The following is a 23,615-nucleotide window of genomic DNA, read 5'->3' on the forward strand; positions in this document are numbered from 1 at the left end:
TGGCAGGCGCCGTCGGCAGCGGCATCCCGGCGGCGGGATCGACGGATTGTGTCGCACTCCCCGCAGCGCCGGACCCTGCGCCCGCCTGTGTCCCGCGTTCGACCGGCCCGGCCGCACCGCAGCGGCGCGGCCGAGTAATCGCGGACGTCGAAGCGCCGACGGGAACACCGATGTGCGACCATTGCGACGAACACCCGCCGTTCGCCAACGCAAGTCGCTGGATTGGTAGCAAATCTGTTATATAGCGCCGCAGCGGGTCGGCCGGGACATGGCGCCCGCGATTTCTCCCGGAGTATGCCATGCCGCCGAACACCGCGCTCAGCGCCTTCGGATTCACCGACCTCGAATCGTCGCTCTATACCGAGCTGCTCCGCCAGGCGCCCGCCACCGGCTATCGCCTGTCGCAGCGCGTCGGCAAGGCGCCCGCCAACGTCTATCAGGCGCTGAAGGTGATGGAGCAGAAGGGCGTGCTGCTCGCAAGCAACAGCAGCGATCCGGTCACCTACACCCCGATCCCGCCCGCCGAGCTGTTCGCCTCGCTCAAGCGTGATTTCGACCGCCGGCACGGCGAGGCGTTCAAGTCGCTGAGCGCGGTCTATCAGCCGACTCGCGCCGAGGAGTTCTTCCAGCTTCGCTCGGTGCCGCACGTCATCGAACGCGTCCGCGCGATGATCGCCGAGGCGCGCGAGATCGTGCTGTTCGACCTGTTCCCGGCGATCTTCGACCTGTTCGCCGAGGACATGGAGGCCGCACGCGCGCGCGGCGTGACGGTGGCGGGGATCGCCTATCGCGAGGAACATGCCGGGCCGACCGTGCCGTTCAACCGCGAGGCGGCGGCGTTCGTCGGGGATGGCTGGCCGGGGGTCGGCGTGCTGGTGGTCGCCGATGGCGCGCAGCAATTGATGGCGCAATTGTCGCTCGACATGGAGCATGTGCTCAACGGCCTGTGGAGCGACAGCATCTTCCAGAGCTGTTTCCTGCACTCCTATGTCGCGGCGCATATCCGCCTGGTGGCGTTCCGCGCCGATCCGACCGATCCGCTGCGCGACCTGTCGCTGCAACAGGCGCAGCCGCCGGGGTTGCAGATGCTGATGGCGCAGCGCGACGGCGGCGCGAGCTGACCGGGGCGGCGCGCAGGCGGCGACCTGCCTGACGAGGGGTGGCATCGTCGCGATCCTCGGCTAGGTAGGCGCGCGATCACGACGGAGGACGCGGCAGGACATGGCGAAGGCAGCATCGGCGCTCGACTATCGCGAACTGGCGCGACGGCGGCTGCCGCGGTTCCTGTTCGAATATATCGACGGCGGCAGCTATGCCGAGGCGACGCTGCGCCGCAACGTCGACGACCTCGCCGAGATCGCGCTGCGCCAGCGCGTGCTGACCGATGTCTCGACGCTCGACCTTTCCACCGAATTGTTCGGGCGGCGGCAGGCATTGCCGGTCGCGCTCGCACCCATCGGGCTGGCGGGGATGAACGCGCGACGCGGCGAGGTGCAGGCGGCGCGCGCCGCGAACAAGGCCGGGGTGCCGTTCTGCCTGTCGACCGTTTCGGCCTGCCCGATCGGTGAGGTCGCGGCGCAGACCGACGCGCCATTCTGGTTCCAGCTCTACATGATCCGCGACCGCGCGTTCATGAAGGACCTGCTCGCGAAGGCGCGCGCGGCGGGGTGCAGCGCGCTGATCTTCACCGTCGACATGCCGGTGCCGGGCTCGCGCTACCGCGACTATCGCAGCGGGCTAGCCGGCGCGCCGGGGCTGGCGGGGGCGCTGCGGCGGACGTGGCAGTCGGTCCTGCGCCCGCACTGGGCGTGGGACGTCGGGGTGCGCGGGCGTCCGCACCAGCTCGGCAACGTCGCGCCGGTGCTGGGTCGCAATACCGGGCTGGAGGATTTCTTTGCCTGGATGCGCAACAATTTCGACCCGACCGTCTCGTGGCGCGATCTGGAGTTCATCCGCGACAGCTGGGACGGGCCGCTGGTCATCAAGGGCATTCTCGACCGTGAGGACGCGCTGGCAGCCGCCGAACTGGGCGCGGACGGGATCGTGGTGTCCAATCACGGCGGCCGCCAGCTCGACGGCGTGCCCTCGACCGCACGCGCCTTGCCGGCGATCGCCGAGGCGGTGCGCGACCGGATGACGGTGCTGGCCGACGGCGGGGTGCGCTCGGGGCTCGACGTGGTGCGGATGCTGGCGCTGGGCGCGCACGGCGTGCTGCTCGGGCGCGCGTGGGTCTATGCGCTCGCGGCGCGCGGCGAGGCGGGGGTGAGCCACATGCTGCAACTCGTCGAGGCCGAGATGCGGGTGGCGATGGCGCTGACCAGTTGCACCAGCATCGACAAGATTACCGGGGATGCGCTGGTGCGGTGAGCGTTGGTTGGTAGCCGAAACCGACTGACGTCAAAACCACGCCCGCACCCCCAGCGCCACCACCGCGCCGCCGTCGTCACCGCGCAGCCGCCGCGTCGCGCCGAACGCGCGCTCCCACGACACGCCGACATAGGGCGCGAACTCGCGATGCAGCTCGTAGCGGAGCCGCACGCCCAACTCGGCATCGACCAGCCCGGCGCCGATCCGGTCCTGCACGACCTGCTGCGCCGACAGGTTCAGCTCGGCGCGCGGTTGCAGGATCAGCCGCTGCGTGATGCGCTGGTCGTAATAGCCCTCGACGCGCGCCAGCACGTCGCCGTGGTCGGAGACGAAGGCGGTCGCCTCGACGTCGAACCAATAAGGCGCAAGGCCCTCGACGCCCGCGACGGCATAGCGGCGGTTCGCGCCGATGTCCTGCCGCACGCCGCCCTGCACGTTGAAATAGGGCCCGATCGCGCGGCTGTAGAGCGCCTGCACTTCGCCGCTGGTGCGGGTGCCGAAGCGGCCGTCGCCCTCGCTCTTGACCACCAGCCGGTCGACGTCACCACCGAACCATGCCGCGCCGTCCCAGCGATAGCCGTCGCGGCCGCCGCGCGGCTGAAGCTCGGCGATGTTGAGCATCACCTGCGTGAAGGTCATCCCGCCGTGTTCTTGCCGCAACCGCGCGCGGGCCGGTGCCATCGCGCCTGCGCCCCAGACGCGGTCTGCATAGATCGGTGCCGGCGCGGCGGGGGCAGGGGCGTTGCCGACGGGCAGCGCGGTGCCGCTTGCCATCGCGTCGCGCGACGCGGCGGTGCAATGGCCCATCGCGGCATGTTCGGGCGGGCAGGGCTCGGACGGACCGGTCGCCGGGATCGAGGCAGGGGCCTCGCAATGCCCCATCGCGGCGTGTTCGGGCGAACAGGCCGCGACCTCGGGCATCGGCATCGCGGTCGCCCTGTGCCGCGTCGGGCGCTTCACCGCACGCGGCTTCGGCTTCGGCGTCGCGGCCGGCCTGTGCATCGGCATCGTCATGCCCGGCATGTGCCCGGCATGATCCATCCCCTGCATCTGCGCGGCGGCGAGCGCGAGCGCCAGCGTCACGCTCATGCCGCACCCTCGCCGCGCGGGCGGACGGTGACGACCTGCATCATCCCGGCGTGCATGTGATAGAGCATGTGGCAGTGGAACGCCCAGTCGCCGACCGCATCGGCGGTCAGGTCGAAGGTGACGGTGCCGCCGGGCTGGACCTGTACCGTGTGCTTGCGCGGCGCGTGTTCGCCATGCCCGGTGACCAGCTCGAAATAATGGCCGTGCAGGTGGATCGGATGACCCATCATCGTGTCGTTGACCAGCGTCACGCGCACGCGCTCATTCTCGAGGAACGCGAAGGGCGCGGTCACCTCGTTCAGCTTCTCGCCGTCGAACGCCCACATATAGCGTTCCATGTTGCCGGTCAGATGGATGCGCAGCGCGCGGTCGGGCGCGCGCACGTCGGGGTTGCGCGCTGCGGCGACGAGATCGCGATAGGTCAGCACGCGATGCCCGACATCGGCCAGCCCCTGACCGGGCTCGCCGGTGCGATCGACCGGCATCGGCGCGATCGTCTGGACGGTCGGCGAGCGCTTCACCTCGGGCGCGTTGGCGAAGTCGCGCATCGAGTGGTTCATCGCGCCCATCTCGTGACCGGCCGCGGCGTGACCGCCCATCTGGTGACCGGCCATGTCATGGTCGGTCATGTCGTGCGCGGGCGTCGCCTCGCCGCCGCCCATCGCCATCGCGCCCATCCCCATGTCCTTCATGGTTGCGAGCGGCCGGGGTCGCAGCGGCGGAGCGGCGGTGCGCATCCCGACGCGCGGCGCGAGCGTGGCGAGCGCCATGCCCGAGCGATCGACGCTCTCGGCGACCAGCGCATAGGCGCGGTCGTCGTCTGGCGTGACGATCACGTCATAGGTTTCGGCGACCGCGATCTGGAGTTCGTCGACCGTCACCGGGCGCAGCGCCAGCCCATCGGCCGCGACCACCGTCATCGCCAGCCCCGGCAGCCGCACGTTGAAGGTCGTCATCGCCGACGCGTTGACCAGCCGCAGCCGCACGCGCTCGCCGGGCGCGAACAGCCCGGTCCATTGGTCGCGCGGGCCGTGGCCATTGACCAGATAGGTGTAGGTCGCGGCGGTGACGTCGGCGATATCGGCCGGGTCCATCCGCATTTTTCCCCACGCTCGCCGCTCGCCTGCGGGCTGGTCGCGCCCGGCGAGCAGCCCGGCCAGCGTCTGCTTCTGGTAATTGAAATAGCCGCCCTGCTGCTTGAGCTTGCGGAAGATCGTGTGCGGGTGAAGCTGGCTGTGATCGGACAGCAGGATCACATGCTCGCGCGCCGGTGCGGCGGCATCGGGGGTGGCGGGGTCGATCACGATCGGGCCGTACAGCCCCATCTGCTCCTGCAACCCCGAATGGCTGTGGTACCAATAAGTCCCGGCCTGCTTTACCGGAAACTGGTAGGTGAAGGTCGAGCGCGGCGCGATCCCGGGGAAGCTGACGCCCGGCACCCCGTCCATGTGGAAGGGCACGAGCAGCCCGTGCCAGTGGATCGAGCTTTCCTCGTCCAGCGCATTCTCGACGTGCAGCCGGACGGTCTGGCCCTCGCGCAGCCGGATCAGCGGCGCGGGCACGCTGCCGTTGATGCCGATCGCATGGCGGCGGCGGCCGTCGATCGTCATCATCTGATGCGCGATGCGCAGGTGGATGTCGTCGCCCGACACTTCCGGGCGTGCGGCGATCCCGGCGCTGCCCGACTGCGCCCAGGTCGGGGCACAGGCGCTCGCCGCCAGCACGCCGCCGGCACGCAGAAGGTCGCGGCGGCCGAACCGGGCCGCCGTGTCATGATCGCTGGTCATGGCGCTCATATAAGGCGTCGGCGCGTCAATGCAGCAGTTCGTCGCGGACCCGGATCGCGCGACTCGACAGCCGCACCTCGATCATGAACGCCACGAACGCGGCGATCAGCAGCGACATCGCGAGAATGAAGCTGAGCGCCACATAGGGACCGATATGGCTGCGGGTCAGCGCGCCGATGAACAGCAAGGCGACGACGATACAGGTCGCCACCGCGCTGGCCACCGCAAGGAACAAGGCGAAGTTGATGACGCTCATCCGCTTGGCGAGGCGGCGCAATTCCCAAACCAGCCGCGCGCGTTCGTCGAGGTCGATCTGCGGATGCCGCTCCTCCAGCACCCGCACGCGGTCGATCACGCGCGACAGCCGGCCGGTCAGCACGTTGAGCAGCGCGCCGATGCCGGTCAGCACGAACACCGGGCTGAGCGAGGCCTGGATCGCCTCGGCGATGGTGGGCAGGGCGGGCGATAGCGGCATGGCGGCCTGTTGTGGCGTGTCGTGGCGCGATCGACAACGTCGGATGACAAATTGTTACGGACGCGGCCGGATCGTTGAAGCGGCGCGGCGCGTACGTATCTCGGAATACGGTCACCGGGCAGCATGGTCCGGGGCCGACGCAAGGAGAAACGCCATGATCGTCTCGATCGTCGCCGGGCTGCTGCTCGGCACCCCCATCGCCGAAGAGGCGCACCGCGTGCAGATGGATCACCGCGGACAGCAGGTCGACGTCACCTATCGCAGCGAAGTCGACGTCGCGCACAAGCAGGTCGGCGCGGTCGGCGCGCCGGGCCGCCCGAGCGAGCTGCGCTGCGCCTGGACCGCCTCGGTCGACGTCCACCGCGAGGCACGCCACGCCGCCGGGCATGTGATGGCGCGCACGATCAGCGCCGACGCGCCGCTGACCGGCAGCCGTCCGGGCTGGTGCGATACGCAGCGCGACGCAATCGCCAAGGATGTCGCGGCGCGCAGCGGCAAGGTCCGCGACCACCTGCTCGCGGTCGCCGCGCGCGACCAGGACGCGCTGGTCGCCGAACTCGATGCCGCGCACGACCGGGTCCGCGGCTGAGGTGCGGATGCGTTACGTGATCGCCGCCATGCTCTCGGGCGTGGCGGCACTCCCCGCCGCGGCGCAGGTGCAGGCCGGCGTCGAACTCGCTACCGACGAGCGCCGCCGCGGGATCAGCTGGAGCGAGGGCAAGGCGGCGCCGTCGGCCTATGCGCGCGTCGACCTGCCTGCCGGGTTCGATCTCGGCGCGCGCATGCTCGCGACGCGCGGCGACGCGCGCCACGATGGCGCGGACGGCGTGATTGAGCCGACGCTCGGCTATTCGCGCGACCTCGCCGGCTTCCGCCTCGATGCGTTCGCGACCGGGCATTTCTTCACCGGCGCGCGCGGGAACATGAACTATGGCGAGCTGGGCGCGGGGCTCAATTACTCGCTCGGCCCGGCGCAGGCCGGGGTCGAGGCGCGCTACGCCCCGTCGCAAAGCGCGATCGGCGGCGACAATCTCTATCTCGGCGTGCGCGGGCGCGTTGGCATCCCCGCGACGCCATGGACGGTGACCGCCAGCGCCGGCCGCTCGTCGGGCAGCGTCGACGACGCGATCCGCGCCGCGCGGCTGCGTCCGGACGGGACCTATCACGACTGGTCGCTGGGGGTGCAGCATATCACCGGGCCGCTGACGGTGGCGCTGGAATATACCGGTACCGACATCCGCAACGGACCGGACGTGTCGCGCTTCGCGGTGCGCGAACATGCCGGCGACCGGCTGGCGGCGCGGATCTCGCTGGGGATCTGACCAACCACCTAAAAACGCCGTCGCCCCTGCGCAGGCAGGGGCCCATGTCTGCATCGTCGGATCGAGGCACCTGACACACGGACGACATCCTTGTGTCAGACCCTCCACGACATTCGACAGCCATAGGCCCCTGCCTCCGCAGGAGCGACGGAATAGGCAGAACCCCCTTGAGCGCTCACTGACGTTGACGTAAACGGTAGCCAACATATCGCATCGAGAGGGTTACCGATGACCGACGTCGTGATTGCCGGCTATGCCCGGTCGCCGTTCCATCTGGCGGGCAAGGGCGCGCTGGCGCGGGTCCGGCCTGACGACCTCGCCGCGCAGACGATCCGCGGGCTGATCGAGAAGACCGGCATCGATGCCGCGCTGATCGAGGACATCGTGCTCGGCTGCGCCTTCCCCGAGGGCGAGCAGGGGCTCAACGTCGCGCGGATGATCGGTTTGCTCGCCGACCTGCCGCTGTCGGTCGGCGGGATGACCGTCAATCGCTTCTGCGGCTCGTCGATGAGCGCGATCCATATCGCGATGGGGCAGATCGCGGTCGGTGCGGGCGAGGCGTATATCTGCGCCGGGCTGGAATCGATGAGCCGCGTGCCGATGGGCGGCTACAACCCGCTCCCCAACCCGGAACTCGCCGCCAAGAGCGCCGGCGCCTACATGGGCATGGGGCAGACCGCCGAGAATGTCGCGCAAAAGTACCAGATCACCCGCACCGAGCAGGAAGCGTTCGCGGTCAAGAGCCAGCAGAAGGCCGCCGCCGCACGCGAGGACGGCCGCCTGTCCGACGAGATCGTCGCGATCCAGACCAAGGCCGGCGCGGTCGATCAGGACGGCACGCTCCGCCCCGACACCAATGCCGAGGCGCTCGCCGGGCTCAAGCCCGCCTTCTCGGCAGAAGGCTCGGTGACCGCCGGCACCTCCTCGCCGCTCACCGATGGCGCGAGCGCGGTGCTGGTCACCTCGGAGGCGTTCGCAAAGCAACACAATTTGCCGATCCTCGCGCGGATCAAGGCGATCAGCGTCTCGGGCTGCGATCCCGAGACGATGGGGCTCGGCCCGATCGGCGCGTCGAAGAAGGCGCTGGAGCGCGCCGGCATTTCCGCCAACGACCTCGACATCGTCGAGATCAACGAGGCGTTCGCCTCGCAGGCGATCGCCTGCATCCGCGACCTCGGGCTGAAGGAAGAGACGATCAACCTCGACGGCGGCGCGATCGCGATCGGCCACCCGCTGGGGGCGACCGGCGCACGGATCGTCGGCAAGGCCGCCGCTTTGCTCGCACGCGAGGGCAAGCGCTATGCGCTCGCCACCCAGTGCATCGGCGGTGGGCAGGGCATCGCCACCGTGCTGGAGCGCGTGTGATGACGGAAGCGATCAAAAAGGTCTGCGTGATCGGCGCAGGCGTGATGGGCGCGGGGATCGCCGCGCAGGTCGCCAATGCCGGCGTGCCGGTGCTGCTGCTCGACATCCCCGCAAAACAGGGTGACGATCGCGACGCGGTCGCCAAGGGCGCGGTCGCGAAGATGCTCAAGACCGAGCCCGCTCCCTTCATGTCCAAGGCGGCGGCGAAGCTGGTCGAGACCGGCAATATCGACGACCATCTGGCGCGCGTCGCCGAATGCGACTGGATCGTCGAGGCGATCGTCGAGCGGCTCGACATCAAGCAATCGCTCTATGCGAAGCTGGAGACGTTGAAGCGTCCGGGCACCGCGGTGTCGTCGAACACCTCGACGATCCCGCTCGAACGGCTGGTCGAGGGGCGCAGCGAGCAGTTCCGCCACGACTTCCTCATCACGCACTTCTTCAACCCGCCGCGCTACATGCGGCTGGTCGAGATCGTCCGCGGCGCGGATACCGACCCCGGCACCGCCGGCAAGGTCGAGGACTTCGTCGACCGCTTCATGGGCAAGCGGATCGTCCGCGCCAAGGATACGCCCGGCTTCATCGCCAACCGGATCGGCACCTATTGGCTGGCGGTCGCGGTCAATGCCGCGATCGATCAGGGGCTGACCGTCGAGGAGGCCGACCAGATCGGCGGCCGTCCGATGGGCGTGCCGAAGACCGGGATCTTCGCGCTGATCGACCTCGTCGGCGTCGACCTGATGCCGTTGCTCGCCAAGAGCCTGTCGGACACGCTGCCGCAGGGCGACCCGTATTTCGCCACCGTCCGCCCGCTGCCGCTGGTCGACCGGATGATCGCGGAGGGCTTTACCGGCCGCAAGGGCAAGGGTGGCTTCTACCGGCTCGACAAATCTGGAGCGGGGGGCGCGGACGGCAAGCGCACCAAGCTGGCAATCGACCTGACCACCGGCGACTATCGCCCCGAGGCGAAGCCCGAGGCGCTGCCCGCCGCCGCCGAAAAGGACCTCGCCGCGCTGGTGACCGTCCCCGGCAAGGTCGGCGATTATGCGTGGACGATCCTCGGCAACGTGCTGAGCTATGCCGCGATGCTGGTCGGCGAGGCCGCCGACGACGTGGTCGCGATCGATGACGCGATGAAGCTCGGCTATAACTGGAAGTTCGGCCCGTTCGAGCTGATCGACCGGCTCGGGCCAGGCAAGCTGGCCGAGCGGCTGCGCGCCGAGGGACGCACCGTCCCCGCGATCCTCGACACCGTCGGCGACCGCCCCTTCTACCGCGTCGAGGGCGGGGTGCGGCAATATCTCGGCAGCGACGGCAGCTATCACCACGTGCCGCGTGCCGAGGGCGTCGTGCTGCTCGAGGACATTAAGCGCCGCTCGCAGCCGGTGGCGAAAAGCGCATCCGCCGCGCTGTGGGACATCGGCGACGGCGTACTGTGCCTCGAATTCACCGCGAAGATGAACGCGCTCGACGGCGAGGTCGCCAGCCTGATCCAGCAGGCGATCCCGCTGGTGCAGGAGCGGTTCAAGGCGCTGGTGATCTATAACGAGGGTAGCAACTTCTCGGCCGGGGCGAACCTTGGGCTCGCGTTGTTCGCGGTGAAGGCCGGGGCGTGGGGCGAGATCGAGAAGCTGATCGTCGGCGGGCAGCAGGCGTTTAAGGCGCTGAAATACGCGCCGTTCCCGGTGGTCAGCGCGCCCGCGGGCATGGCGCTGGGCGGCGGCTGCGAGGTGTTGCTCCACTCCGACGCGGTGCAGGCGCATGCCGAAAGCTATATCGGGCTGGTCGAGGCCGGGGTCGGGCTGGTGCCGGGCTGGGGCGGCCACGGCGAGTTGCTCGATCGCCTCGCCAAATCGAAGGGCATGCCGCGCGGGCCGATGCCGGCGGTCATGAAGGCGTTCGAGCTGATCTCGACCGCGCAGGTGTCGCGTTCGGCGGCGCAGGCGAAGGAGATGGCGTTCCTGTGTCCCTCCGACGGCATCACCATGAACCGCGACCGGCTGCTCGCCGACGCCAAGGCGAAGGCGCTGGAGATGGTCGACGGCTACACCCCGCCCGAGCCGCCGACCTTCCGCCTGCCGGGCGCGAGCGGGCGGACCGGGCTGGCCGGTGCGGTCGCCGACTTCCGCCGCAAGGGCGTCGCCACCGCCTATGACGAGGTGGTCGCGGGGCGGCTCGCCAATGTGCTGACCGGCGGCGAGGCCGATCTGGTCGACACCGTCACCGAGCAGCAATTGCTCGATTTGGAGCGTGAGGCCTTTATGGAAAGCGCGCATGACGAACGCACCCATGCGCGCGTCGAAAGCATGTTGATGACCGGCAAACCGTTGCGCAATTGACCCACATCTCCCCCGTCGGTCCGGGCGGGGGAGACAGTTCATCCTGCGTTCAACGGAACGGGGCGCAGGAACACCGGGCCCAGACACAAAAAGACATGAGGATCGCCATGAACACTCGTCACCGCATCACTGCCTCACTGGCCGTGCTCGCCGGTTCGTCCGCGCTGGCCGGCGTCGCGCAGGCGCAGGCTTTTTACCTTCAGGAGCAGGCCGCGCGCGGCGCTGGCCGTGCCTTCTCGGGTGAAACCGCCGACACCGGCGCGGCGTCGCTGTGGTGGAACCCGGCGGCGATCGCCGGGATTGAAAAGGCGGAGGCGACGGTCAGCGCCTCGGTGATCCTCCCCAAGGGTGACGTGGTCGACAATGGCACCGTGATCCGCCGTCCCGGTGGCACCTTTGCGCCGGTCGGCGGCGAGTCGTCGTCGCGCGACCCGATCAACAAGGGCGTGCTGCCCTCCGGCGCGGTGGCGGTGCCGCTCGGCGACCGGTTGGCGGTCGGCCTCGCGGTGACCTCGCCGTACAGTTTCACGACCGACTATGACAACAATAGCTGGGCTCGCTACAGCGCCGACCGCACGTATCTGCGCACGTTCGACATCCAGCCGTCGGTCGCAGTGGCGGTCACCGACTGGTTGCGCGTCGGCGGGGCCGCCAACATCGAGCATACCGACGCCAGCCTGACGAACGCGCTGCCCAATCTTTCGGCATCGCTCGCCGACGGCAGCCAGAAGCTGGCCGGCAGCGGCTGGGACGTGGGCTGGACCGCCGGTTTCCAGATGCACAACGACTGGGCGACGGTCGGCGTCAGCTACAAGTCGGCGATCAAGCACACGCTCAAGGGCGACCTGACCGTCAGCGGGCTGCTCGGCCCGCTTGCCGGCCAGAACCGCACGGTGAACGATGTCGAGGCGAGCTTCTACACCCCTGCGCAGATCATGGTCGGCGGCCGCTTCCGCGCCACCGACCGGCTGACGCTCAACGCGCAGACGATCCGCTCGACCTGGGAGAAGTTCGACGCGATCCGGCTCGGCGCGCCGCTCAACGCCGCGCTGCCCGAGAACTACCGCAGCATCTGGAGCTATGCCGCGGGCGTGGATTATGCCGTGACGCCGCGGCTGACGGTGCGTGGCGGGGCGCAGCGCACGCTGACCCCGACCCGCGACGGCGAGCGTGACGCGCGCGTGCCCGATGCGAACCGCTGGAATTACGCGCTGGGCGCGTCGTTCGACGTCACCCCGCATTTCTCGCTGGATGCCGCCGCCAATTACGTCGACTTCGCCGATGCGACGATCGATCGCACGACGGCGGCTTATGCCGGCACCGCGGTGCAGACGCCGATCCTCGTCAACGGCCAGCTGGAAGATGCGCACGCCGTGGTGCTTTCGCTCGGCGGTCGCGTTCGCTTCTGATGATGGCGGGGGGGAGGGGGTTCGCTCCCTCCCCACTCCGTCATTCCCGCGAAGGCGGGAAGCCAGAACCTCTGACGTCGCGGCTCTTGCAACGACCTGCGCGCCTGGATCCCGGCCTTCGCGGGAATGACGAAATTGATGTAGGAACGGCTGTCCTACACCCTCCAACAATCGCTATCGTTGGAGTCCCCGCGCACACGCCATCGCCACGGCGCGCGCTTCAAGCCCCGTTTTGCGCCACCTTCGCCAACATCGGCGCGCTCACGCCTCGGCCATCTCGCGGACCAGCTCGCCGGCGCGCTCCAGCCGGGCGAACGGATCGTCGATCCGCTCGCGCAGCAGGAAGCGCCGTTCCTTCTGCTCCAGCCCGAACGCCGCCGCATCGATCGCGGTGCCGTTGTGCGGCTCCAGCGCCACCGCCGCCGGCCCGGCATTGACCTTGGCGATCCCGGCCGCCCGCGCATCCACCCGCAACCGCGCGGTCGCCAGCAGCGTCCGCGCCTCCTCCGGCAAGGCGCCGAAGCGGTCCTCCAGCTCCTCCTCCAGCGCGTCGAGCGCCGCCGCTTCGGTGATCCGCGCCAGCCGCGCGTATAGCGTCACGCGCAATTCCTCGTCGGGGATCCATGTCTCGGGCAGGCGCCCCTCGATGCCGAGGTGCAGCTCGGGGGTCCAGCGCTCGACCTCCTCGCCGCGCGCGCGGCGCAGCGCGCCTTCAAGCAACTGCTGATAAAGATCGATCCCGATCAGCTTCATATGCCCGGCCTGCGTCTCGCCGAGCAAATCGCCCGCCCCGCGCATGTCGAGATCGCGCGCGCTGATCGCGAACCCCGCGCCGAGCCGGTCGAACGCCTCCAGCGTCCGCAGCCGCTTGAGCGTGCGCGGCGCGATCTCGTGGTCCGGATCGGTGAACAGCAGCACCTGCCCGCGCCGGCTGCCGCGCCCGACGCGCCCGCGCAGCTGGTGGAGCTGCGACAGCCCGAAGCGGTCGGCGTGCGCGATCACCATCGTATTGGCGCGCGGCACGTCGAGCCCGGCCTCAATGATGTTGGTGGCAAGCAGCACGTCGCCCTCGCCACGCCCGAATCGCACCATCGCCGCGTCGAGATCGTCGGCGGGCAATTTGCCATGCGCCTCGATCACCTCGAGGTCCGGCACCAGCTTGCCGAGCTGTTCGGCGAGCGGAGCCATGTCGGCGATCCGCGGCACCACGACAAAGCTCTGCCCGCCGCGGCTTTTCTCGCGCAGCAGCGCGCCGCGCAGCGTCTCGGGGTTGAAGCTGCCGACCGCGGTGCGGATCGGCTGGCGGCGTGCGGGCGGCGTGGCGATGAGCGACAATTGCTGCAGCCCGACCAGCGCCGATTGCAGCGTCCGCGGGATCGGCGTCGCCGACAGCGTCAGGACGTGCCCGGCGGACAATGCGCGCAACTTGTCCTTGTCGGCCGCGCCGAAGCGCTGCTCCTCGTCGATGACGACCAGCGCGAGCTCCTTGTAGGTCACGCCCTTACTTGCGACCGCGCCGGTGCCGACGACGATCTGGATCGTGCCGTCGGCAAGCCCGGCCTTGACGCGCTTCTTCTCGGCGGCGCTCGACAGCCGCGACAGCCCGGCCACCTCGATGCCACTGTCGGCAAAGCGCGTGACGAAGGTGTCGAGATGCTGGCGGGCCAGCACGGTGGTCGGCGCGGCGATCGCGACCTGCTTGCCCGCGAGCGCGGCGAGCGCGGCGGCGCGCAGCGCGACCTCGGTCTTGCCATAACCGACATCGCCGATCACCAGCCGGTCCATCGGCCGCCCGGCGGCAAGGTCGGCGCGCACCGCGGCGATCGCCTTGGCCTGATCGGCGGTCTCGGTGAAGGCGAAGCCGGCCGCGAACCGCTCATAGGCGGCAGGATCGGGGTCGAGCACCGGCGCATCGCGCGCGGCGCGTTCCTCGGCGAGCGCGGTCAGGTCGCGCGCGCTCTGCGCGATCGCGGCGTCGATCTCGCCACGGCGCTTCTGCCAGCTCGATCCGTCGAGCCGGTCGAGCGTCACCGCATCCGCCTCCGCGCCGTAGCGCCAGACGCGGTCGGCCTCGCCCACGGGCACCAGTCGCACGCCATCCTGCGCATAGGTGAGCTTGATGGCATCGCCGCCGTCATCGGGCAGTTGCTCAAGCCCGCCGACCACACCGATCCCGTGATCCTCATGAACGACGACATCACCGATCCGGATCTCGCCAAAATCGAGCAGGCCGGCATCGGTCGGCACGCCGGCGCGTTGCTCGCGCTCGGCGCGGCTCCCGAGCAAATCGGCGGCGGCGACTGCGAGCACGCCCTTGCGCCGGAAGCCTCGGTCCGCTGCCCATGCGAGCGTCAGCAATGCGCCGCGCTTTGCCTTGGCGACTTTGGCCCATGCGTCGACCGCGAGAGGTTCCTCCCCAAGCGCCTTGGCGATCCGTGCGCGCAGGAAGCGCAGGTCACGCGCGCTGCCGAGCAGCACGATGCGGTCACCCGCCTTACGTGCCTCCGTCGCCAGTCTGGCAAAGGCGCGCAGCGGCGCCTTGTGCTCAGCGAAGCGTGGCGGCGGCTCGCCTTCGCGCGTCAACGTCTGTCGCTCGCGCCCGGCAAGCGCTTTCTCCCACGCTGCGCCGTCGATCACGTCGCGCGCGGCGCGCTTGGGGGCGCGGCGGGTCGCGTCGGCGACGAGCGTCAGGAAGCGACGACGACGATCGTCGGCGGCCTCGTCGATGACGACCGTCGCGCCGGGCAGATGGTCGAGCAAGGTGGCGCGATCGTCGCCGGGGGCGGGTTCGGCGACGCGGCCGAGTTCGCGCTCCGCGACATCGTCGATCGAGCGCTGGTCGGCGGGATCGTAGCAGCGCAGCGCGACCACCTTTCCGTCGGCGACCTCGACGCGCAATGGCAGCGCCGCATCGGCCGGGAAGACATCGAGCACCTGCCCGCGCAGCGCGACCTCGCCGGGTTCGTCGACGCGTTCGTCACTGATATAGCCGAGCTCCTCGAGTTCGGCGAAGAGCGCGGCAAGGTCGAGCGCCGCGCCGTGCCGGATGGTCGGCGGCACCGATTCGAATGCGGCGGGTGCAGGATAGGCGCGCGCCAGGGCCTCGCCGGTGGTGAGGAGCGCGATCCGCGGCGGGCGCTTGTCCGCCGCGAACCGGCGCGCCCGGCGCAGCGCCGAGACGCGCTGCCCGACATTGGCCGGGGAGGGCGGCGCATCCTCGCCGGGCAGCGCATCGCTGCCGGGGCAGAATAGCACGGCCGCGTCGGGCATCGCCGCTTCCAGCGCCTGCGCCACCGCCGCGGCGCGGACATCGTCGGCGAGCGCGACGATGAGGTTCTGCTTCGCCAGCAGTTCGGCAAGCATCGCGGCCTGTTCGGCGACGGAAAGCGGGGCGGCCGGATCGACGGCGGGCATCAGCGGGAAGCATCCATAGGCGGTAGAAACGGGCTGTGCGCCATCGCCGTTCCGCCGTCATTCGCTTGCTTCAGATCAGCCGTGGATCGACACGGGTCAGCATCGGTTCAGCGAGCCTATGTCAGGAGGGTTTCCATGATGAAACTGATCGCCGCCGCGGCGCTGGTCGCCGCCTTCGCCGTTCCCGTGCAGGCCGCGCAGTCGAGTCCCGATGCCGATCTCGCCCGATTGCTCAAGGGGCGTGTCGCGGCGGCGCCGGTGCGCTGCATCCCGGTGAGCCCGACCGACAATAATGCGGTGCAGATCATCTCGCACCGGGCGCTCGCATGGCGGATAGGCTCGCGGATCTACGTCAACGTACCGCAGGCGCGTGCCGAGACGCTCGACGACGACGATATCCTGATCACCGAGCCATTCGGCGGACAATTGTGCCGCAACGATCAGGTGCGCCCGCTCAACCGTATGTCGCGCATCCCCAAGGCGTCGCTGCTGCTCGGCAATTTCACGCCCTATGTGCGCAGCGCCGCCAAATAGACGCTGCGCCCGCGCGGGTCAGGCGGCGCGACGGACGTCGGTGTCATTGGCAGCGACGGCGCGCGCACGGGCCTGCTGGCGGTATTGGGCGATCAGATAGACGAGATAGAGCATCACGGCCTCACGAAATACGGGATTGCTGCGGTGCAGCGTGTGCCGGTTATTTGGTGAAGGAAGTGTGTTGCAGCAATTGCAACCTGCGCGATGATGGGTGCGTGATGCGCAACCGCTAATGTTTCGCGGGCAGCGCGCATCGCCCGGAATAAGATCGCGCGTCATCAGCCACAGTCGGTCACCCGTAAACCAGCGAGTCTGCGCCTCTGCCAGCTGGATTGCTCATGCCTACGCGGCGTTACATCGCGTGGCGTGCGGCGGCGCGGGCCTCGAGCAAGTGCCACAGCCCACGATGCTGGGCGAGCATCTGCTGTGCGCCGAACGCCATCGCGCGTTCGATCGAGGCGCTCGCTTCGATGGCCTTGAGCATGGCGATCGCCTGACTTGCCGCGCCCGCAAAGGGCGTGCCGGCGGGCAGCGCCATGCGGCGCGCGCAACTGTCGAGCACCCCGCGGACCGCGACCCAGTCGAGCACGAAAGCGATCGCCGTGCCGGTCGCGCAGCCCGCGCGATCGGAGCGCGACAGCATTTCCAAGGCGTTGCGCTGACCGAGGATCGCAGCTTGCGAGGCGGCCTGACCGGGCGTCGAGGGAAGCGGCCCGACCGCTGCGGTCAGCCGAACCAGCAAGGCGCGTTCGCCGCTGACCGCGGTCACAGCCTGTTCCAGCCAGTCGCGCGTCAGCGGATCGGTGCAGCCGCGGTGCGCATGGTCTACGACCCCGGGGAAGGAGCCGTGAATGATGCACAAGGCGTGGATCGCATCGGCGATGTCGCGCAACGTGGCGGTCGGCTCGGTCAGCGCGCGCGCGTGCGGTGCGGCGGCGGTGCCGTCGCTGGCGATCATTGCCATGATCGTCCCGGCGCAGCCCTGCGGCCGCTTGTCGATGGCGATGGTCACGCTTTCCTCCGCTCGGTAGCGCCCGTCGGCCGGTAGCGGCGCGGTGGGTCGGCGATGACGATAAGGCGGGGAAGTGAAGGCGCGGTTTACAGCGAGATGAGCGCCACGGCGATTTTACGATCGTTGACCCGGATCGTCGGTCTGCGCCGGGCGGGAGAGCGGGATGCGGCCCGCTCTCCATAGAAGGTTACTGGTCGAGGAAGCTGCGCATCTTGCGGCTGCGCGACGGATGCTTGAGCTTGCGCAGTGCCTTGGCCTCGATCTGGCGGATGCGCTCGCGCGTGACCGAGAATTGCTGGCCGACCTCTTCCAGCGTGTGATCGGTGTTCATTCCGATGCCGAACCGCATCCGCAGCACGCGCTCCTCACGAGGGGTGAGCGACGCCAGCACGCGCGTCACGGTCTCCTTGAGGTTCGCCTGAATCGCGGCATCGACCGGGATCACCGCATTCTTGTCCTCGATGAAGTCGCCGAGGTGGCTGTCCTCCTCGTCACCGATCGGCGTTTCGAGGCTGATCGGCTCCTTGGCGATCTTCATCACCTTGCGGACCTTCTCCAGCGGCATGGAGAGGCGCTCGGCCATCTCCTCCGGGGTCGGTTCGCGGCCCTGCTCGTGCAGGAACTGGCGGCTGGTGCGCACCAGCTTGTTGATCGTCTCGATCATATGGACCGGGATGCGGATCGTGCGCGCCTGATCCGCGATCGAGCGCGTGATCGCCTGCCGGATCCACCACGTCGCATAGGTCGAGAACTTGTAGCCGCGGCGGTACTCGAACTTGTCGACCGCCTTCATCAGCCCGATGTTGCCCTCCTGGATCAGATCCAGAAACTGCAATCCGCGGTTGGTGTATTTCTTGGCGATCGAGATCACGAGCCGCAGGTTCGCCTCGACCATCTCCTTCTTGGCGATGCGCGCCTCGCGCTCCGCCTTCTGAACCATATTGACGATGCGGCGGAACTCGCTGAGCGCCATGCCGGTCTGCTGCGAGATTTCGCTGATCTCGGTACGGATGCGATCGACCGCCGCGACCTCGTTGGTCGCGAACGCCGTCCACTTCTTGTCGAGCCCGGTCACCGAGGCGAGGAAGCCCTCGTCCAGCTCATGCCCCATGTAGCGCTCGAGGAAATCCTTGCGGTTGACCTTGTGGCGCTCCGCCAGCCGCAGCATCTGCCCGCCCAGCGTCGTCAGCCGGCGGTTGTAGCTGTAGAGCTGGTCGACCAGATATTCGATCTTCGTCTGGTGGAATTGGACGCTCTCGACCTCCGCGGTGAGGTCCTCGCGCAGCTTCTGGTACTTGCGCTCCTCGGCGGCCGACAGCTCGATCCCGCCGCTCATCGCCTCCAGCCGGCTCTCCTGCATCTTGGAGAACTTGCGGTAGATGGCGGTGATGTTGGCGAACTTCTCCAGCGCCTGCGGCTTGAGCGTCTCCTCCATCTGCGCGAGGCTGAGGGTATTGTCCTCCTCTTCCTCGTCGGACGGCCGCGGCGCACGACGCTCGGTCATGTCGTCATCGTCGTCGGCGGGCGCTTCCTCGGGCTCGTCCTCTTCCTTGAACTGCGGTCCGGCGTTCGAGGCGCTGATCTCGCCCGTATCGTCCTCGGCCCCCTCGACCTGCTCGGCCGACGGACCCTTGGAGAGCATCGCGTCGAGATCGACGATCTCGCGCAGCTGCATCGTGCCTTCGTTGAGCGCGGTCGACCAGTCGATGATCGCGTTGAAGGTGATCGGGCTTTCGCACAGCCCGAGGATCATCGTGTCGCGGCCGGCCTCGATGCGCTTGGCGATCGCGATCTCGCCCTCGCGCGACAGCAGCTCGACCGCCCCCATCTCGCGCAGGTACATCCGCACCGGATCGTCGGTGCGATCGATCGTCTCTTTCTTCTTTTCGACCGCAGGCGCAGAGCCATCGGCCTCGCCGTCGACGGCTTCCTGCTCGTCGTCGTCGGCACGCTCCTCGGTCTCGCCGTCCTCGCCCGCTTCCTCGTTCTCGACGATATTGACGCCCATCTCGTTGAGCGCCGACATCACGTCCTCGAGCTGGTCGGAGGACATCTGATCCTGCGGGAGCGCTTCGTTGAGCTGGTCGTAGGTGATGTAGCCGCGCTTCTTGGCGCGGGCGATCAGCTTCTTGATGTTCGCGTCGTTCAGGTCGATCAGCGGAGCATCGGCCACTTCCGCGCCTTCGTCAGCACCGCCACCGTTCATCTTCGCCATCAATCGTCCTCGGGTCCAAGCGCGCGGGCGTCTTCGTTTGCCTGCACCAGATTTGCAAGCCGCTCGTCGAGCGCGCGCTGTTCGTTCACCAATGCCACCTGCCGTTCGAACGCCTCGGCGGTGAAATGCGTCTGCATCGCGGAGGTTGCCTCCGCGAGCGCCGCATCTACCTCCGGCCGCGCGATCAGCACCGCGATCGCCTCGTCGAGGTCCTCGCGTGCCTGTTTCTCGTCGCCACCGGCACGGGTGAACGAATAGGGCATCGTATCGGCTCTCAGAAGATCGTGGGCGATCGCTTCGAAACCGGATCGCGCCAATATGGTGACGAGCCCGCCGCTATCAAGCGGCGCGGCGCGGTGGTCCTCCAGTGCGACATCGACCACCGCCTCAAACAGCCGTCCGAGCGCGCCGTCGGCGAGCTTGAGGCTGCCCAGCACCTCCATGTGCCGCGCGATCTCCGCGGGGTGGCGGATCAACCCGGCGAGCACCGCCTTGGCCAGCACGCGGTCGATATTGCCGGCGGCACCGACCTTCTTGGCGTCTTCGGTGACGGGCGGCGGGGGCGGCGACCATTTCTGGCCCGGCTTGCGCTGCCCCATCGGGTAGAAGGGTTGGCGCTGCTGGAACGGCTGCCGCTGGCGCGCGAAGCGCTCGTCGAAGCGGTTGCGGAATTCCGCCTTGTATTCGGACTTCACCGACGGGTCGGCGATCGTCTCGGCGAGATCGTTCAGCCGCTTCTTCAGGCCGGCGCGCTGCTCCGGCGTGTCGAGCGGTTCGGCGGCGAGTTCGTGCTTCCACAGGCGATCGACCAGCGGCTCCGCCTCACGGACCAGCGCCTCGAAGCCCTGCGCGCCCTTGGCACGCATCAGATCGTCCGGGTCCTGCCCCTCGGGCAAGGTCGCGAAGCCGAGGCTGCGGCCGGGCGCCAGCATCGGCAGCGCGCGATGCGCGGCGCGGATCGCGGCCTTCTGTCCGGGTTTATCACCATCGAAGCACAGCATCGGCACGTCGACGACGCGCCACAGCCGCTCGAGCTGCTGCTCGGTCAGCGCGGTGCCGAGCGGGGCGACGGTCTCGCCGATCCCGCCCTGCGCCAGCGCGATCGCGTCCATATAGCCTTCGACCACGAACAGCCGCGCGGTCTTGCGCGCGGCGGGCAAGGCACGATCGAGGTTGTAGAGCGTGCGGCCCTTGTCGAAGAGCGGGGTGTCGGGCGAGTTGAGGTATTTCGGCTCGCCTTCGCCGATGATCCGCCCGCCGAACGCAATCACCCGCCCGCGCGGATCGCGGATCGGGATCATCAGCCGGCCGCGGAACCGATCATAGGGCTCCTTGCCCTCGACCTGGATCAGCAGCCCGGTCTCGACGAGCATCTCGTCGCCGAAATCCTTGAGCGCGGTGCGCAGCCGGCCGCGTGCGTCGGGGGCGTAGCCGAAGCCGAACGCCTTGCGCGTCGCGTCCTTGATCCCGCGCCGGTCGAGCAACGCGCGCGCCTCGGCGCCGTCGATGCCGCCGAGTTGCTGGGTGAACCAGTCGGCGGCGGCCTGCATCACGTCATGGAGCGACTTCGCCTTTTCAGCGCGCTGCGCGGCGCGGGCGTCGGGGGCGGGGACCTCCATCCCGGCGGCGGCGGCGAGTTCCTTCACCGCATCCATGAACGGCAGGCCCTGATGATCGGTCAGCCAGCGAATCGCGTCGCCATGCGCCGAGCAGCCGAAGCAATGGTAGAAGCCCTTGTCGTCGTTGACGTAGAAGCTGGGGGTCTTTTCGTTGTGAAACGGGCAGCAGCCCTTCGACTCGCGGCCGGCGCGGGTGAGCTTCACCGTTTTGCCGACGAGCGCGGTCAGCGAGGTGCGCGCGCGAAGCTCGTCGAGGAAGGCGGGGGTCAAACTCACCTTCGCATTATACCGGCGCTTATGGCCGATTTACCGTGAACCGGCAATGACCGTTCACGGACCGTCGCCGATCGCCCGTCAGGGTGCCGTTACGCGCGCCCTGATGGGCGATCGGCGCAGATCATGCCAACGCCGCCTTCACCAGCCCGCTTGCCTTGCTCATGTCGAGCGTCGTGGCGTGGCGCGCCTTTAGTTCGGCCATCACGCGGCCCATGTCCTTCATGCCCGACGCGCCCAGATCGGCCTTGATCGTCTCGATCGCCGCCTTCGTCTCGTCCTCGCTCATCTGCGCGGGGAGGAAGCGCTCGATCACCGCGACCTCGGCGGCCTCGGCGGCGGCGAGCTCGGCCCGGCCGCCCTGTTCGTACATCGCGATCGATTCGCGGCGCTGCTTCACCATTTTCTGCAGCACCTCGATTACCAATGCGTCATCGTCGGTCGGGGCCGTGCCGGTGCGCGCCTCGATGTCGCGATTCTTGATCGCCGCCTGAATCAAGCCGATAGCGCCGCGCGCTTCCTTGTCGCCGGCCTTCATCGCCGCGATCTGCGCTGCCTTGATGTCGTCGCGAATCATCTACTCGTCCTTAACAGATTGACGCATCGCCGATGCGTCTCTAGCGGGCGGGGCTTAGCGACATTGCCGACCCTTTCAAGGAGTGCCCGCCCATCATGGCCGAGCCAGAGTTTCCGCACGCCCCCATGCCCGAAGGCGCCACCGGCGTCCTCGTTCTGGCCAATGGAGAGGTCGCGTGGGGGCGCGGCTTCGGGGCGGAGGGCGCGGCGGTCGGCGAGGTGTGCTTCCACACCGCGATGACCGGCTATCAGGAGATCATGACCGATCCGTCCTTTGCCGGGCAGATCATCACCTTCACCTTCCCGCATATCGGCAACGTCGGCGCGAACCCCGACGACGTCGAGGCGGACAACCCGCACGCTTTGGGCATGATCGTCCGCGAAGACCCGACCGCGCCCAGCAATTTCCGCGCGATGGAGAATCTCGACGGCTGGATGAAGCGCCACACGCGCATCGGGCTGGCCGGGATCGACACGCGCGCGCTGACGCGGCGCATCCGCTCGGGCGGCGCGCCGAACGGCGTGGTCGCGCACTCGCCGACCGGGGCGTTCGATCTCGACGCCTTGCTCCAGATGGCGCGCGGCTGGCCGGGGCTGGAGGGGATGGACCTCGCCAAGGACGTCACCCGCGAGACGCACGGGACGTGGGCGGGCGGCATCTGGAAGCTCGGCTTCGGGTTCGATGTTGGCGAAGGTGCCGCAGACGGGGCCCAAAGCGCGGCGCGGCCGCATGTCGTCGCGATCGACTATGGCAGCAAGTTTAACATCTTCCGGAACATTGTTCAGGCGGGTGCGAAGGTATCGGTCGTACCGGCGAATGCGACGTTCGACGAGATCATGGCCCTGGGCCCGGACGGCATCTTCCTGTCGAACGGCCCCGGCGATCCTGCGGCGACCGGGGAATATGCGGTGCCGGTGATCCGGCAATTGCTCGACACCGGCAAGCCGCTGTTCGGCATCTGCCTCGGGCACCAGTTGTTGGCGCTGGCGGTGGGGGCGCGGACGACGAAGATGTTCCAGGGGCATCGCGGCGCGAATCATCCGGTCAAGCGCGTCGACGACGGCGCGGTCGAGATCACCAGCATGAACCACGGCTTCGCGGTCGAGCGCGACTCGCTGCCCGCGAATGCACGCGAGACGCATGTGTCGCTGTTCGACGGGTCGAACGCGGGGATCGAGCTGACCGATCGGCCGGCATTCTCGGTGCAGTATCACCCCGAGGCGAGCCCGGGACCGCAGGATAGCTTCTATCTGTTCGAGCGGTTTGTGGGTGCATTACGTGAGTCTATCTAGATGACTGGCTTGCTGCTTTCAGTCCTTTTGGCTGGAACAAGTGCGCACTATCGCAGCAACGGATGGGTTGTTGCTGATAACGATGGTGCTTGCTTGCTCGCTAGAGAGTATGAGAGTGCAAGTACATTGTTCGTCAATTATGACTATGGCTTAGATAATGTTCGTATTATCTACACTGACCCCGCTTTTAGATCGGCGGATCGTGGAAAATCGTACAAGATTAGCCTGTCGTTTGTAAGGGGTGGAGCAATTGACGATGGGTGGGGAGTTCTTACAGCCCTCGGGACAAAAATCGATGGTGTCGGTGGGATTTCCATGTCTCTGAAGGGCTGGGAGGCGCTTAAAGATTTATCATCATCGTCAGTCATGGCATTTGTATTGGATGACAAAGTTCTGGCGTCTCTAAAGCTCGACGGCTCGAGCGAAGCTGTTGAAGCGCTACGCAAATGTGCAAAAGAGCAGCAACGTTTAAATCCGAGTGATCCACTTGCCGGCGCTGAACAGAAGAAGGCGGATACGAACTAAG

General features: G+C 68.3%; 19 protein-coding genes. 10 read left to right on the forward strand and 9 right to left on the reverse strand.

Annotated features, from left to right (window positions below; genetic code table 11):
- Positions 1–299: 299 nt before the first annotated feature.
- Together FHS97_RS04410 and lldD are read left to right on the forward strand one after the other, a co-directional pair.
- Positions 300–1,121, forward strand: coding sequence for a TrmB family transcriptional regulator (locus tag FHS97_RS04410; protein WP_184033596.1), 822 nt, complete (start codon positions 300–302; stop codon positions 1,119–1,121).
- A 100-nt stretch (positions 1,122–1,221) separates the two neighbouring features.
- Complete coding sequence (gene lldD / locus FHS97_RS04415) at positions 1,222–2,367, forward strand: FMN-dependent L-lactate dehydrogenase LldD (protein WP_184033599.1); 1,146 nt, start codon at positions 1,222–1,224, stop codon at positions 2,365–2,367.
- Positions 2,368–2,397: 30 nt separating this feature from the next.
- On the opposite strand, the gene FHS97_RS04420 is transcribed toward lldD, so the two are convergent.
- Genes FHS97_RS04420 through FHS97_RS04430 form a run of 3 tightly spaced genes read right to left on the reverse strand, consistent with a single transcriptional unit; the run spans position 2,398 to position 5,718 of the window.
- Positions 2,398–3,456, reverse strand: coding sequence for a copper resistance protein B (locus FHS97_RS04420; protein ID WP_246346438.1), 1,059 nt, complete (start codon positions 3,454–3,456; stop codon positions 2,398–2,400).
- A complete protein-coding gene (locus FHS97_RS04425; RefSeq protein ID WP_184033603.1) occupies positions 3,453–5,243 on the reverse strand; it encodes a copper resistance system multicopper oxidase in 1,791 nt (596 codons plus the stop codon). The genes FHS97_RS04420 and FHS97_RS04425 overlap by 4 nt, the downstream gene beginning before the upstream one ends.
- Positions 5,244–5,268: 25 nt before the next feature.
- The gene (locus FHS97_RS04430; RefSeq protein WP_184033606.1) at positions 5,269–5,718 is read right to left on the reverse strand and encodes a DUF2721 domain-containing protein; all 450 of its coding nucleotides are present in this window, start codon (positions 5,716–5,718) and stop codon (positions 5,269–5,271) included.
- 154 nt (positions 5,719–5,872) lie between these two features.
- Between FHS97_RS04430 and FHS97_RS04435 the strand changes: the two genes are divergently transcribed.
- The 5 genes from FHS97_RS04435 to FHS97_RS04455 all read left to right on the forward strand — a co-directional run bounded on the left by FHS97_RS04435 (position 5,873) and on the right by FHS97_RS04455 (position 12,153).
- A complete protein-coding gene (locus tag FHS97_RS04435) occupies positions 5,873–6,307 on the forward strand; it encodes a hypothetical protein (protein WP_184033609.1) in 435 nt (144 codons plus the stop codon).
- Positions 6,308–6,314: 7 nt separating this feature from the next.
- Positions 6,315–7,040, forward strand: coding sequence for a TorF family putative porin (locus FHS97_RS04440; protein WP_184033612.1), 726 nt, complete (start codon positions 6,315–6,317; stop codon positions 7,038–7,040).
- A gap of 228 nt (positions 7,041–7,268) precedes the next feature.
- Complete coding sequence (locus FHS97_RS04445) at positions 7,269–8,405, forward strand: thiolase family protein (RefSeq protein WP_184033615.1); 1,137 nt, start codon at positions 7,269–7,271, stop codon at positions 8,403–8,405.
- Positions 8,405–10,744 (forward strand): 3-hydroxyacyl-CoA dehydrogenase/enoyl-CoA hydratase family protein, encoded by a 2,340-nt coding sequence (locus tag FHS97_RS04450; RefSeq protein ID WP_184033618.1) that lies wholly within the window; start codon positions 8,405–8,407, stop codon positions 10,742–10,744. The genes FHS97_RS04445 and FHS97_RS04450 overlap by 1 nt, the downstream gene beginning before the upstream one ends.
- A gap of 107 nt (positions 10,745–10,851) precedes the next feature.
- Positions 10,852–12,153, forward strand: coding sequence for an OmpP1/FadL family transporter (locus FHS97_RS04455; RefSeq protein WP_184033622.1), 1,302 nt, complete (start codon positions 10,852–10,854; stop codon positions 12,151–12,153).
- 261 nt (positions 12,154–12,414) lie between these two features.
- On the opposite strand, the gene FHS97_RS04460 is transcribed toward FHS97_RS04455, so the two are convergent.
- Complete coding sequence (locus FHS97_RS04460; protein WP_184033625.1) at positions 12,415–15,567, reverse strand: TRCF domain-containing protein; 3,153 nt, start codon at positions 15,565–15,567, stop codon at positions 12,415–12,417.
- Positions 15,568–15,702: 135 nt separating this feature from the next.
- Here FHS97_RS04460 and FHS97_RS04465 point away from each other — a divergent pair, with 135 nt between their 5' ends.
- Positions 15,703–16,101, forward strand: a complete 399-nt coding sequence (locus FHS97_RS04465) for a hypothetical protein (protein ID WP_184033628.1) — start codon at positions 15,703–15,705, stop codon at positions 16,099–16,101.
- 18 nt (positions 16,102–16,119) lie between these two features.
- On the opposite strand, the gene FHS97_RS04470 is transcribed toward FHS97_RS04465, so the two are convergent.
- From FHS97_RS04470 to FHS97_RS04490, 5 genes are all read right to left on the reverse strand, one after another.
- Positions 16,120–16,380: a hypothetical protein gene (locus FHS97_RS04470; RefSeq protein ID WP_184033631.1), complete on the reverse strand. Its 261-nt coding sequence runs from the start codon at positions 16,378–16,380 to the stop codon at positions 16,120–16,122.
- 73 nt (positions 16,381–16,453) lie between these two features.
- Positions 16,454–17,113, reverse strand: a complete 660-nt coding sequence (locus FHS97_RS04475; protein WP_343053365.1) for a DUF6975 family protein — start codon at positions 17,111–17,113, stop codon at positions 16,454–16,456.
- A gap of 187 nt (positions 17,114–17,300) precedes the next feature.
- Positions 17,301–19,328 (reverse strand): RNA polymerase sigma factor RpoD, encoded by a 2,028-nt coding sequence (gene rpoD, locus FHS97_RS04480; RefSeq protein WP_184033634.1) that lies wholly within the window; start codon positions 19,326–19,328, stop codon positions 17,301–17,303.
- Positions 19,328–21,223 (reverse strand): DNA primase, encoded by a 1,896-nt coding sequence (gene dnaG / locus FHS97_RS04485; RefSeq protein ID WP_184033637.1) that lies wholly within the window; start codon positions 21,221–21,223, stop codon positions 19,328–19,330. Before dnaG ends, rpoD begins: the two co-directional genes overlap by 1 nt.
- 121 nt (positions 21,224–21,344) lie before the next feature.
- Positions 21,345–21,797, reverse strand: a complete 453-nt coding sequence (locus tag FHS97_RS04490) for a GatB/YqeY domain-containing protein (RefSeq protein ID WP_184033640.1) — start codon at positions 21,795–21,797, stop codon at positions 21,345–21,347.
- Positions 21,798–21,892: 95 nt separating this feature from the next.
- Between FHS97_RS04490 and carA the strand changes: the two genes are divergently transcribed.
- Positions 21,893–23,089, forward strand: a complete 1,197-nt coding sequence (carA, locus tag FHS97_RS04495) for a glutamine-hydrolyzing carbamoyl-phosphate synthase small subunit (protein ID WP_184033643.1) — start codon at positions 21,893–21,895, stop codon at positions 23,087–23,089.
- Positions 23,090–23,614: a hypothetical protein gene (locus FHS97_RS04500; protein ID WP_184033646.1), complete on the forward strand. Its 525-nt coding sequence runs from the start codon at positions 23,090–23,092 to the stop codon at positions 23,612–23,614.
- Position 23,615 lies beyond the last annotated feature (1 nt).

It is taken from the genome of Sphingomonas endophytica (genome assembly GCF_014199415.1).
GTDB classification, from domain to species: Bacteria; Pseudomonadota; Alphaproteobacteria; order Sphingomonadales; family Sphingomonadaceae; genus Sphingomonas; species Sphingomonas endophytica.